At 47.9% G+C, this 13,187-nt stretch carries 13 protein-coding genes; 2 read left to right on the top strand and 11 right to left on the bottom strand.

Annotated elements, in window-relative coordinates:
- Nucleotides 1-137: 137 nt before the first annotated feature.
- Nucleotides 138-2,711: a DNA mismatch repair protein MutS gene (gene mutS / locus JYJ62_RS03500; protein ID WP_205340781.1), complete on the top strand. Its 2,574-nt coding sequence runs from the start codon at nt 138-140 to the stop codon at nt 2,709-2,711.
- Nucleotides 2,712-2,847: 136 nt separating this feature from the next.
- A complete protein-coding gene (gene fdxA / locus JYJ62_RS03505) occupies nt 2,848-3,171 on the top strand; it encodes a ferredoxin FdxA (protein ID WP_205340782.1) in 324 nt (107 codons plus the stop codon).
- Nucleotides 3,172-3,286: 115 nt separating this feature from the next.
- Here fdxA and lipA read toward each other — a convergent pair whose 3' ends face one another.
- From lipA to nadD, 11 genes are all read right to left on the bottom strand, one after another.
- A complete protein-coding gene (gene lipA / locus JYJ62_RS03510) occupies nt 3,287-4,264 on the bottom strand; it encodes a lipoyl synthase (RefSeq protein ID WP_205340783.1) in 978 nt (325 codons plus the stop codon).
- Nucleotides 4,257-4,916 (bottom strand): lipoyl(octanoyl) transferase LipB, encoded by a 660-nt coding sequence (gene lipB / locus JYJ62_RS03515; protein ID WP_205340784.1) that lies wholly within the window; start codon nt 4,914-4,916, stop codon nt 4,257-4,259. Before lipB ends, lipA begins: the two co-directional genes overlap by 8 nt.
- Nucleotides 4,916-5,197 carry a DUF493 domain-containing protein gene (locus JYJ62_RS03520; RefSeq protein WP_205340785.1) on the bottom strand — a complete coding sequence of 94 codons (282 nt, stop codon included), beginning with the start codon at nt 5,195-5,197 and terminating at the stop codon, nt 4,916-4,918. Before JYJ62_RS03520 ends, lipB begins: the two co-directional genes overlap by 1 nt.
- 133 nt (nt 5,198-5,330) lie before the next feature.
- The gene (locus JYJ62_RS03525) at nt 5,331-6,536 is read right to left on the bottom strand and encodes a D-alanyl-D-alanine carboxypeptidase family protein (RefSeq protein ID WP_420042816.1); all 1,206 of its coding nucleotides are present in this window, start codon (nt 6,534-6,536) and stop codon (nt 5,331-5,333) included.
- A 95-nt stretch (nt 6,537-6,631) separates the two neighbouring features.
- Entirely contained in the window at nt 6,632-7,642 is a 1,011-nt protein-coding gene (locus JYJ62_RS03530; RefSeq protein WP_232365701.1) for a septal ring lytic transglycosylase RlpA family protein, read from the bottom strand.
- Between the two features lie 2 nt (nt 7,643-7,644).
- Nucleotides 7,645-8,652, bottom strand: coding sequence for a lytic murein transglycosylase B (gene mltB, locus JYJ62_RS03535; protein ID WP_232365702.1), 1,008 nt, complete (start codon nt 8,650-8,652; stop codon nt 7,645-7,647).
- Between the two features lie 9 nt (nt 8,653-8,661).
- Nucleotides 8,662-9,807 carry a rod shape-determining protein RodA gene (gene rodA / locus JYJ62_RS03540; protein WP_232365703.1) on the bottom strand — a complete coding sequence of 382 codons (1,146 nt, stop codon included), beginning with the start codon at nt 9,805-9,807 and terminating at the stop codon, nt 8,662-8,664.
- Entirely contained in the window at nt 9,804-11,699 is a 1,896-nt protein-coding gene (gene mrdA / locus JYJ62_RS03545) for a penicillin-binding protein 2 (RefSeq protein ID WP_205340786.1), read from the bottom strand. The genes rodA and mrdA overlap by 4 nt, the downstream gene beginning before the upstream one ends.
- Nucleotides 11,700-11,708: 9 nt before the next feature.
- Nucleotides 11,709-12,176: a 23S rRNA (pseudouridine(1915)-N(3))-methyltransferase RlmH gene (rlmH, locus tag JYJ62_RS03550; RefSeq protein WP_205340787.1), complete on the bottom strand. Its 468-nt coding sequence runs from the start codon at nt 12,174-12,176 to the stop codon at nt 11,709-11,711.
- Nucleotides 12,177-12,539: a ribosome silencing factor gene (rsfS, locus tag JYJ62_RS03555; protein ID WP_205340788.1), complete on the bottom strand. Its 363-nt coding sequence runs from the start codon at nt 12,537-12,539 to the stop codon at nt 12,177-12,179.
- Between the two features lie 25 nt (nt 12,540-12,564).
- The gene (gene nadD, locus JYJ62_RS03560; RefSeq protein WP_232365710.1) at nt 12,565-13,185 is read right to left on the bottom strand and encodes a nicotinate-nucleotide adenylyltransferase; all 621 of its coding nucleotides are present in this window, start codon (nt 13,183-13,185) and stop codon (nt 12,565-12,567) included.
- Nucleotides 13,186-13,187: the final 2 nt, after the last annotated feature.

Consider the following 13,187-nt stretch of genomic DNA (forward strand, 5'->3'; position numbering starts at 1 on the left):
CACTACTGCACACCTAAATTTGTCTTAACTTAACATGCCTAATCAGCACTTTTACGGCAACTGGGCGTGGCACTGCATAAATTTTTTGCTCAATCCGCTAGACTAGTACTTTTGCAACGCTATTGAGTCAGTTCATTATGAGTGCTAAAGATTTAAGTAAGCATACGCCGATGATGCAGCAGTATTGGCGGTTAAAAAACCAACACCCTGATCAAATCATGTTTTATCGCATGGGTGACTTTTATGAACTTTTCTATGACGATGCGAAAAAAGCCTCGCAACTGCTGGATATAACGCTGACATCGCGAGGACAGTCGGCAGGTAGCGTGATCCCCATGGCCGGCATTCCATTTCACGCCGCCGAAGGTTACCTCGCCCGCTTAGTCAGCCTTGGCGAATCAGTGGTCATTTGCGAGCAAACCGGTGACCCTGCCACCACCCTTAAAGGGCCTGTCGATCGGCAAGTGGTGCGTATTCTCACCCCAGGAACGGTCAGCGATGAAGCCTTAATGGATGATCGTCGTGACAATCTGGTGGCCGCCTTACTGGGTACCGATCATTTATTCGGTTTAGCGGTTTTAGATATCAGTAGCGGCCGTTTTAGCGTGCAAGAACTGCACAATGAAGAGAATGTTCTTGCCGAACTGGAGCGTATCAACCCTGCAGAACTTCTTATTCCAGACGACTGGTCAGCGCCGACGGCATTGGAAAGACGTCGTGGCAATCAGCGTCGCGCTCCTTGGGATTTTGATTACGACAGCGCACTCAAAGCGTTATGTCAGCAATTTGCCACACAAGATCTAAAAGGTTTTGGCTGTGAACAACTGTCTTTAGCGATTGGTGCTGCCGGCTGCTTATTAAATTATGCGAAAGAAACTCAGCGCACCGCCCTACCGCATATTCGCAGTCTCTTTCATGAACGTATCAGCGAAACCGTAGTACTCGATGCCGCAACCCGTCGCAACTTAGAGCTGGATAAAAATCTCTCTGGCGGCCGTGATAACACCTTGCAATCAGTGATTGATCGCTGTCAGACCAGCATGGGTAGCCGTTTGCTCAGTCGCTGGCTCAATCGGCCTTTGCGCCAGCAGACAGTACTCGAAGCACGCCAAGATGCCATTGCCTACCTACTCAATGATTACCATTTTGAGAACGTGCAACCTGCATTAAAAGATATTGGTGATATTGAGCGAATCTTAGCGCGCATCAGTTTACGCAGTGCTCGTCCTCGTGACTTAGCTCGCTTACGTGATGCGTTGAATGCTTTACCTGTTTTACAAGAAGTACTCGCTGATCTGGATATTGCCCGCATTCAGCAACTGGCCACAGCAATTGGCGTCTACCCTGAGTTATCCGATACGCTCAGTCGTGCCATTATCGATAACCCTCCGGCGGTAATTCGCGAAGGCGGCGTATTGAAACTCGGTTACGACGCCGAACTGGATGAACTGCTGACCATCAGTGAAACTGCAGGTCAGTATTTAATCGATTTAGAAACCCGCGAAAAAGCACGCACCGGTCTCGCCAACCTCAAAGTAGGCTATAACCGAGTACATGGTTACTTTATTGAAATACCCACCAAACAAGCAGAGCAAGCTCCCGCTGATTATTTGCGCCGACAAACACTAAAAGGTGCTGAACGCTTTATCACTCCAGAATTAAAAACCTTTGAAGATAAAGCTCTGTCGGCGAAAAGCCGTGCTTTAGCGCGAGAAAAACAGCTCTATGATGAACTGCTAGATATCCTGATTAGTCATATCGCGCCACTGCAAGAAAGCGCTGCGGCTCTAGCCGAGCTTGATGTAATCAGCAACCTGTCCGAGCGTGCACTGACGCTTGATCTATGTCGCCCACAGTTTACTGAGCAGCCATTACTCGATATCAAGCAAGGTCGCCACTTAGTGGTTGAGCATGTACTGACCACTCCTTTTGTTGCCAACGATGTCAGCATGAACGATGCCACGCGTATGTTGATTATTACCGGACCAAACATGGGTGGTAAATCCACCTACATGCGACAAACCGCTTTGATTGTACTACTGGCACACATTGGTAGCTTTGTGCCCGCACAGCAGTGCTTATTGTCACTGGTCGACCGTATTTTCACCCGAATCGGTTCCAGTGATGACCTGGCTGGCGGTCGTTCAACCTTTATGGTTGAAATGAGTGAAACCGCAAACATCTTGCACAATGCAACAGCTGATAGCTTGGTATTAATGGACGAAGTCGGACGGGGTACCAGTACCTTTGATGGCCTCTCTTTAGCTTGGGCAGCCGCCGAGCAATTAGCCGAACTTAAAGCGTGGACCTTGTTTGCCACCCACTATTTTGAACTAACCTCATTACCCGAGCGTTTAAGCAGTGTGGCTAACGTGCACCTTAGCGCCACAGAACACCAGGATCGTATTGTCTTCTTGCATAACGTGCGCAACGGACCGGCCAACCAAAGCTATGGCTTGGCCGTAGCACAACTGGCGGGTGTACCAACGACAGTAATTGCACGTGCACGTGAGCATCTTAAACATCTGGAAGACAGCAGTTTAATGCAAGCTCAGCATACGGCGAGCAGCGATACGCAGCGTCCGATACAAAGTGACTTATTCGCTACGCAGCCGCATCACCTGCTGCTAGAATTGCAAGACACCAATCCAGACGAGCTATCGCCTCGGCAGGCGCTTGATCTGTTATATGCTTGGAAGTCGCAGATCTAACCCTGCCTAGCCGCAAGCTGTTAGTATTGCTAACCTTTTATTTATTTATTGCGTTGTATCATGACAGCGCACACAACTTTACTTGTAAACTCTGCACAGATAGAGTTCAAGTTATACGCCTAGGAGATAGCTCGTTATGACCTTCGTTGTCACTGATAACTGCGTTAAATGCAAATACACAGACTGCGTAGAAGTCTGCCCTGTGGATTGCTTCTATGAAGGCCCAAATTTTTTGGTCATTCATCCAGACGAGTGCATTGACTGCGCGCTGTGCGAGCCAGAATGCCCTGCTGCTGCCATTTATGCAGAGGATGAAGTGCCTGAAGATATGCAAGAATACACTGAAATCAATAAAGATTTAGCCGATATCTGGCCAAATATCAGTGAAAAGAAAGATCCATTGCCGGATGCTGAAGAGTGGGATGGCGTTGCTAATAAGTTACAGTATTTAGAGCGTTAATCTAAACACGCCTGCGCGAATTTGACTTACGTAGGCGTGTTTAGAACAAATAGATTATAGCGTTAGACCTAAAACCCCGTATCCGATAACGCACCGGATGCGGGGTTTTTGCATCTTAGTTGAGTTGCTCATGCGCCTGTTGGTCAGCATGATACGATGAGCGCACCAAAGGACCTGATGCAACATTCTTAAAGCCCATTTTAAGGCCTTCTTCGGCAAACCAAGCAAACACATCAGGATGTACAAAACGTTGCACTGCCATATGGTCGCGCGAGGGCTGCAAATACTGACCTAAGGTCAACATATCGATATCATGCTCACGCATGCGCTGCATCACTTCGATAACTTCTTCATCAGTTTCGCCCAAACCAAGCATCAAACCTGATTTAGTCGGCACTCCCGGCACCAGCTGTTTAAAGCGCTCGAGCAAATCTAATGACCATTCAAAATCAGAACCCGGACGTGCCGCTTTGTATAAGCGCGGTACAGTTTCCAAGTTATGATTAAACACATCGGGCGGCTCAGTAGCAGTAATTTCCAGCGCGATATCCATACGGCCACGGTAGTCTGGAACCAAGGTTTCTAATTGCACACCCGGTGCCAAGGCACGTATTTCACGCAAACAATCAGCAAAGTGCTGAGCACCACCATCACGCAGATCATCACGATCAACCGAGGTAATCACCACATACTTTAGCTTCATGTCGGCAATAGCAGCGGCTAAATTATGTGGCTCATTCACGTCCAAAGGATTGGGACGACCATGACCCACATCACAGAATGGACAGCGACGGGTACAAATATCACCCATAATCATAAAGGTCGCAGTGCCACTGGAGAAGCACTCACCCAAGTTAGGACAAGAGGCCTCTTCACAGACGCTGTGTAACTTGTGCTTACGCAAAGTTTGCTTAATACCTTCCACGCGCGGCGATACCGGCACGCGCACACGAATCCAATCAGGCTTGCGCAGCACATCAGTTGTAGGAATAATTTTCACTGGGATACGCGCTAACTTTTCTGCACCGCGTAACTTCACACCTACTTCAACTTTAGCGGGTTTAGCGCTGACTGGAGCTTCTTGATTACTCATGGTATTCAATCCCATCGGTAAGGGTTATATATTCACTGAATTTAAGATGTGAGACGAGGGCATCACGCAAACGGATCCTGACGTCCGATATGTCTATAGAGTGCCGCGTCTCATCACACAATTGGGTCATTTGCAGCCCGGCATAGCCGCAGGGATTAATCCGCTGGAACGGCTGTAAATCCATATCGACATTTAAGGCCAAGCCATGAAAGGAACAGCCTCGACGAATACGCAAGCCTAAAGAAGCAATTTTCTTACCCGCCACATACACACCTGGCGCATCTGGTTTAGCTTGTGCACTCACACCATATTGACTTAACAGCTCAATCAAACTGTTTTCGATGCTAGTGACTAAATCACGTACACCCTGCCCGGCACGGCGCACATCCACTAAGATATAGGCAACCAACTGTCCTGGACCATGGTAGGTCACTTGACCACCACGATCGACTTGAACCACCGGAATATCGCCAGCAGCTAAAACATGCTCAGCCTTACCGGCTTGCCCTTGAGTAAAGACACGTGGATGCTCAAGCAGCCATATCTCGTCAACAGTGTCGGCATCACGTGTCTGGGTAAAGTGTTGCATGGCATGCCACGTTGGCTCATAGGCCACACAACCGAGCTGGCGAATCACAACGGATCTGGGCATTAAAGCACCATGCGCACAACGCCTGTTTCGCGTAACTCACGATTAATACTTTCCAACTGCTCAATGCTCTGCGCATGAATATGTACTTGTACAGATAAAAAGCGACCATTGCTGCTATCACGTCGCGTAATAGACTCTGCATCGACCTCTGGCGCATGGCGCTGCAATACTTCAATAATTATGTCAATAAAGGTATCGCAGCTGTCACCAATAATTTTAATAGGGTAATTGGCGCAGGGAAATTCAATTTTGGGCGGTTGTTGCACAGTTTCTTCGGTCATCTCAACTCCGAGCTTTTGGCTCTTGCGGTAGACGGCTTGGGTAAAACCATCTTTATTATACCTAAGTCGACTCTTGGTCAGCCTTGCAGACACCCTATAGTGCACTGCAAGTGATGCGCTGAACAGTCAACCTTTAGTTAAATAGGCTGTAAAAAAACATACGAATGGTATCAAGCAAACGGCTGAAAAAACCACCCTCTTCCACATCATGCAACGCGACTAAATCGGCAGTATGCACAATTTCATCACCTAAACGCACCTCGACCCTACCAAGACGATCGCCTCGCTTAACCGGCGCGACCACACTTTCATCCAAGATCATCGCTGCAGCCATTTTTTGTACTTGGCCACGCGGCAGGGTTAAGATTAAATCCTCGACCAAGCCCACTTTAACTTGCGAACTTTCACCCTTCCAGACCTTGCTATCAGCAAGCTCTACGCCTTTTTTATAGAAGGTTCTCGTTTCAAAAAATCGGAAACCATAGGTCAGTAATTTTTGCGTTTCTGCCGCTCGAGCTGCTTCACTAGACGCACCAAAGACCACAGAAATCAAGCGCATATCATCGCGTACGGCAGACGCCACTAGACAATAACCGGCTTCATCAGTATGACCTGTTTTCAAACCATCAACGGTTTTATCACGCCATAGCAGTAAGTTACGATTAGGCTGCTTAATACCATTCCAGAGAAACTCTTTCTGTGCATAAATAGAGTAATGCTGCGGATCTTCGTAGATAATCGCACGCGCCAGCTTAGCCATATCATGGGCTGAAGAGTAATGTTCTTCAGAGGGCAATCCAGTCGCATTCATAAATTGCGTATTGTCTAAATACAAACGTGTTGCTGCCGTATTCATCATGCTAGAAAAGGCTTCTTCGCTACCAGCAATGTGTTCAGCCAAAGCAACACTGGCATCATTGCCTGATTGAATAATAATGCCATGCAGCAAATCATCAACAGACACTTGCTTGCCCACATCAATAAACATCCGTGAGCCGCCGGTGCGCCACGCTTTTTCACTGACTGTGACTAAATCCTGCTCAGATATCTGTCCCCGTTGAATTTCCTTGGTAGCAATATAAGCAGTCATCAGCTTGGTTAAGCTCGCAGGCGGCAAACGCTCATCACCATTGTGTTCAACTAAAACCTTACCGCTGGCAGCATCCAACAGCACATAGGATTTAGCAGCTAACTCTGGCATGGCAGGAATAACCATCGGTGCTGTTGCTGCTGTCGGTACCGCATTGGGTGTAGGTACATCTGCAGCACTAACATAGCTTGCCGCGCAAACAACAACGGCACTGAAACAAAGCTTTTGTAAAAACTGACTCATTTTTATACAACTCTCAATTTTATAAAGACAAACGGTAAGATCCATTTACTGCGCTAATGCTAATAGTGTACGCAACAAGCGCCCCACAACACAGACAGCAACTACTCTGCAGACACCAAAGCAGGTTGACCCAGATTAGCTAAGCGAACACGATCACGTAAATGTTCAGCCTCGTTTTGATTGGGTACCGGCCCCATACGTACGCGGTGCAATACCTGCTCGTTGCGTACCACTGAACTGATAAACACCGGCGCACTGGTCAGCATACTCAGCTTGTCCCTCAGCAGTTGCGCAGCGTCGGGATTGGCGAAGGCTCCGACTTGGAGATAGAGGCCAGCGACTGATAACGAATCGTTTTTTTTTGAGTCGACTTGTGTAGGGAATACCGCTCCGGCGTGCTGCTCAACGGGGGGCATATACACTTCAGACTCTTGCGACAACGCCGGCAAACTTAAAGGTTTGGCTTGAGCGGCGATATAAGGCGTGCTGGCCATAGGTACACTTTTCCCACGTGCAGCCCACCACTCGTGTGGATCAATGCCTTCAACCGTGACGCGAGCGACGCCTTTTTCTGCATAACCCAGTTTTTTTGCCGCAGCAAAAGACAAATCAATCACTCGGTCAGAATAAAACGGACCGCGATCATTGACGCGCAGTGTGACACTACGGCCATTCTCTAAATTCGTAACTTTGACATAACTGGGTAATGGCAAAGTTTTATGCGCAGCAGTCATGCCATATAAGTCAAAGGTTTCACCATTGGCGGTATCCAGACCATGAAACTTCGTACCATACCAAGATGCTGTGCCTGTCGCTTTGTAAGCGCGAGCATCTTGGATAGGGAAATAACGACTGCCCATCACGGTATAAGGGGCCGCTTTATAATTACCTAAATGCGGCATAGGTACAGCATCAGGAATGCCGGATACATCAACGGTCCACCAAGGTGCACCATCACTGCCCGGCTGCTTAAAATTAACCGGACCGCTAATCGAGCCATCACGAGTAACCGGCTGCGGCGGCGGCGGACCTTTAGTGTTGCTGGATGAGCAACTGATCAACGCGATACCTAAAGCAGCTGCAGTTAGGACCTGCATACTGTGCTTAAACATTATTAGTCCTTACGTGAAGCCGCTAATAGTTCGGCCAATTCATTGACGGCCATGGCATACATCACACTACGATTATAGCGCGTTATTGCATGAAAATTCGCTAAACCGATCCAATATTCAGGGCCTTGTTCAGCATCCAAACGGAAAGCTGTGACGTTAGTTTTTTTATCAAGAGACTCGCGCGGTTTCCAGCCGAGTTTCTGCAGTTGCTGCACAGTAATCTTAGGATCTAAACTCTCAGATAAACCCTTATCTGCTTTAGTGGCGCTCTTAATATCAGCACGCACTACTACTTTTTGCCCTGGCTGCCAGCCATGTTTAATAAAATAATTAGCAACACTGCCTACGGCATCAGTAGGGTTCTGCCATATATCAATATGACCATCATTATCAAAATCAACAGCATAAGCACGGAAACTACCCGGCATAAACTGTGGCAAACCCATCGCACCTGCATAAGATCCTTTGAGGCTCAAAGGGTTCACTTGTTCTTCTCGAGTCAGCAACAAATACTCTTTCAGCTGCTGACGAAAAAAGGGTTCTCGCGGCGGATAATCAAAAGCTAAAGTGGATAGTGCATCAATCACTCGATAGCTGCCCGTATTGCCACCGTAAATAGTTTCCACACCAATAATGGCGACGATAAACTCCGCAGGCACACCATATTCATCTTCTGCTCGCTGCAACGCTTCTTGGTTCTTTGCCCAGAACTCAATGCCTTTATCGACACGCGCTTGGGTGATAAAAATTGGACGGTATTCTTTCCACAGTTTAACGCGTTCAGCGGGTCGAGAAATAGCATCTAAAATCGCCTGTTTACGCTCTGCTTGAGCAAAAACGCTGTGCAGTGGCTCAGCTAAAAACCCAAACTCTGCGCTCACCTCCTCTATAAATGGTGCTAATAAAGGATGCTCGGCATAAGTGGTTTCTTGAGCAGAGGCATAGGTTGCCGCCAACGTTAACCCTAAGCAAGCCACTAAACCTTTCATTTTAAACAACACAGTTTGCATGTATAATCCTTAAGAGTGTGCGATCCACTTACGATGCGTATGGATCGCCATTAAAATACCAAACCCAGACAAGAGCGTAACCAATGAAGTCCCGCCGTAGCTTATAAAAGGTAGTGGCACCCCGACAATAGGCAGGAGGCCACTGACCATACCTACGTTAACAAAGACGTAAATAAAGAATGTTAGCGTAATAGACCCTGCTAACAATTTACCGAAGACCGTTTGCGCTTGCAGAGTAATCACCATCGCTCGTCCGATCAATAGCAAATACACCATCAGCAGCAAGCAAATACCCACCAAGCCAAATTCTTCGCCTAAAACAGCAATAATAAAGTCGGTATGGCTTTCAGGTAAAAAGTCCAAATGTGATTGCGTGCCGAGCAACCAGCCTTTGCCAAAGACGCCGCCTGAACCGATAGCGGCCTTCGACTGAATAATATTCCAACCACTGCCCAGTGGGTCGCTTTCAGGGTTTAAGAAGGTCAATACCCGTTGCTTTTGATATTGATGCATAACAAACATCCACATCGCAATCGCAATCGGCACAACAGCTGCGATAGCACCAAGAATCCAGCGCCAGCGTAATCCGCCTAAGAACAGCACAAAGACCCCAGACACCATAATCAACGTCGCTGTTCCTAAATCAGGCTGACGAGCAATCAAGACAAAGGGCACAACAATTAAAACAGCACTGATCACGATACGCTTAAATGATGGCGGTAAATTATGTCGCGCCAAGTACCACGCTAAGGTCATCGGCACAAAAAGCTTCATCAGTTCGGCCGGCTGAAAACGCACAAGCCCCGGAATATTAATCCAACGCGTGGCACCCATAGCATTGTGCCCAACGACTTCAACAATAATTAACAGCACGACACCAAGCACATACAACAACGCTGACCACCGGGCCATAAATCGCGGCTCAAGTTGCGCTACCACAATCATCACCAGCATTCCCAAGCCAAAGGATGATGCCTGTTTAATCAGTAACCCTTGATCCCTGCCACCCGCTGAATACAAAACAAACAAACCAGTGGTTGCCAGTATCAATAATAAAAATAGCAACCAACCATCAATGTGTACTCGCTGCAAAAAAGATGCACGACGACGCAGCACATCACCTTCTGATAACACACGATTAAAGCCTCGAGTCATCGTCTGACCTCTGTTGTCGAACGCTCAGTCGTCTGATATTCCACCTTTAGCTCGCCCTCATCATCCAATAACCAACCATCGAGCACTTGCTTGGCGACAGGTGCTGCAACACCAGAACCTGACTCACCATTCTCAACCATTACTGCCACAGCAATAGCAGGGTTTTCAGCCGGAGCATAAGCAACAAATAAAGCATGATCACGGTGACGTTCTTGCACCTTATCGCGGTTATAGCGTTCGCCTTGCTTAATCGCTACAACCTGTGCCGTACCACTTTTACCAGCAATACGGTACAACGCGGAGTCACCCACTTTACGCGCAGTACCTCGTGTACCGTGCAGGACATTTTCCATACCCATACCCACTGCATCCCAGTTTTTATCATCGCGCAAGACAATATCCGCTGGCATATCTGCATCAATAATAGGTTGCAAGCCGCCAACACTACGGGCCAAATGTGGCCGTATCCACTTACCTTTAGAGGCCATCAGTGCCGTTGCTTGCGCAAGCTGCAAAGGGGTTGTTTGCATATAACCTTGGCCAATTCCTAGAATTAAGGTTTCACCGGGATACCATGGTTGACGATAGCGACTACGCTTCCAGTCTTTGGAAGGCATAAGTCCTGCTGTCTCTTCAAACATATCCAACGCGACACGTTGGCCAAAACCAAATCGAGTCATATAATCATGCATACGATCGACACCCATTTTATGCGCCAAATCATAAAAATAAGTGTCGTTCGAGCGTGATAGCGCTAAATCAAGATTAACCCAGCCATCACCATAGCGATTCCAGTTACGGTATCGATGTTTATGGTTAGGTAGCTGAAAAAAACCAGGATCAAATACTCGAGTACTGGGTGTCACAATTCCGAGATCTAAGCCAGCAATCGCCATCATCGGTTTGATGGTTGAACCGGGCGGATACAAGCCTCTTAATACACGATTAAACAGCGGTTGATCCAGCGAGTCACGTAATAAACCATAGGCTTTGAAACTGATGCCGGTGACAAAAGGATTCGGATCAAAACTGGGTTGACTGACCATCGCCAGCACTTCACCACTATTCGGATCAAGTGCCACTATCGCACCGCGGCGCCCATCGAGCGCCAACTCAGCAGCCTCTTGCAATTTAATATCTAATGTTAAGTAAATATCTTGTCCAGAGATTGGCTCAACACGATTCAGAACACGTAAGACTCGACCGCGCGCATTGGTCTCAACTTCTTCATAACCGACTTGACCGTGCAATTGCTCTTCGTAGAAGCGCTCGATACCCGTTTTACCAATATGGTGAGTACCACTGTAATTGATCGGATCCAGCTTCTTTAGTTCGGTTTCGTTGATCCGTCCTACATAACCAACAGAGTGCGCAAAATGTTCTTTTTGCGGGTAATAACGCACCAAACTGGCCGCCACTTCGACCCCTGGCAAACGAAATTGATTCACCGCCACGCGAGCAATCTGCGCTTCGCTGAGCTCAAACATCACCGGAACGGGTTCGAAAGGACGCCGGCCTTGGCGAATGCGCTTTTCAAACAACTCGCGACTGTCGGTGTCGAGCTCAAGAATTTCAATAATCGAATCCAGCACCTGCTCCCAATCACCGGCACGCTCGCGGGTCAGGGTTAAACTAAAGCTGGCTCTATTATCAGCGATCAATACACCATTGCGATCATAAATCATGCCACGCGTAGGCGGTAACGACTGCACATGGATACGGTTATTTTCAGCTAAGGTTGAGTGATGCTCAAACTGTACAACTTGTAAGTAATACATCCTAAACATCAGCAGCATCGTTAAGAAAATCAGCGCAGCACCGCCAAACAGCATCCGTGAACGGATCAGCCGCGTGTCGCGCTCATGATCTTTTAACCGAATAGGAGGTGGCATACCCGTCCACTATTTATGATATGGATGACCGTTCAGCACAGTCCATGCACGGTAAATCTGCTCACCGAGAAGAATCCGCACTAACGGATGCGGCAGTGTTAAAGGCGAGAGCGACCAGCGCTGCTCACTACGCTCACAAACCTGCGGTGCGAGGCCTTCAGGTCCACCTACCATCAAGTTCACATTGCGCGCTTCTAAACGCCAGCGCTCAAGCTCTTGCGCTAACTGTTCAGTGCTCCAAGGTTTGCCATGCACTTCTAAGGTAACAATGCGCTCACCCGGCTGCACCTTGGCTAGCATCGCATCACCTTCTTGACGAATCAGCCTTTGTACGTCAGCGTTTTTGCCACGTGTACTGAGCGGAATTTCAACCAAATCTAAGGGCAATTCGCTGGGCAGACGTTTGGCATATTCATGCCAACCATCCTCAACCCAACGCGGCATTTTACTACCAACAGCAATCAAGCGAATACGCACTTACTCAGCGCCTTGCTCATTGTGTTGTGCGCGACTTTGCTCAGCACCCTGCCACAAACGCTCAAGGTCATAATGCTCACGAGTTTCGACCTGCATGACGTGGACGACCACATCATTCAAGTCGATCAACGCCCACTCGCCGCCGTCCAAACCTTCGCTACCCACGGGTCTAACGCCTTGCGCTTTAGCCTTATCGATAACGTTTTCTGCCAACGCCTTAACCTGACGTGCAGAGCCGCCTGAAGCGATAATCATAAAGTCAGTAATGCTGGTTTTACCGCGTACGTCAATGGTCACAATGTCTTTAGCTTTAACTTCTTCTAAAGACTCGATAATCAATTTAACAAGTTGTTCATTTTGCATGGAGTATCTAACCTCAAAAAGCTCATCACTCTTGATAGAGTTGGTGAGCGTAAATATATTTAAAAACGGCATCTGGTACCAAATACCGAACGCAACGCTGTGTTGCTAATAAGTGTCTAATTTGTGTTGCTGAAATAGCCAACGGTGTTTGCCATACAAAAGCGATTTGACCACTAGGACCATGCAGCGTTTGCGGGCCACTTACGCTTTTTGCCGCCACTAAATCACGTAAAACTTGTGGCGCTTCGATGTCTGCATCAGGGCGTTGTAACACTAAAATATGACAATGCTCTAATAACTCATCCCAGCGATGCCAACTGGGCAATCCACAAAACGCATCCCAACCTAAGATAAGCAGCAACTGATCCTGCTCTTCAAGCTCAGCACGCAATGATAACAAGGTATCGATGCTCCAGGACGGTTTATCGCGACGTAATTCACGATCATCGACACTGAGCAAGTCCTCCTCAGCCACCGCCAACTGCACCATTTCCAAACGCTGCTGTGCACTGACCTGCGGCGCACCGCGATGTGGCGGTCGCGCGTTAGGGATCAATAGCAGCTGATCTAGAACATAGTGTTCGGCAACTTCCAGTGCACTGCGCAAATGACCGATATGCACAGGATCGAAAGTGCCACCTAGCATCC

Origin of the sequence: Denitrificimonas caeni (assembly GCF_905120345.1) — a bacterium.
GTDB lineage: Bacteria > Pseudomonadota > Gammaproteobacteria > Pseudomonadales > Pseudomonadaceae > Denitrificimonas > Denitrificimonas caeni_A.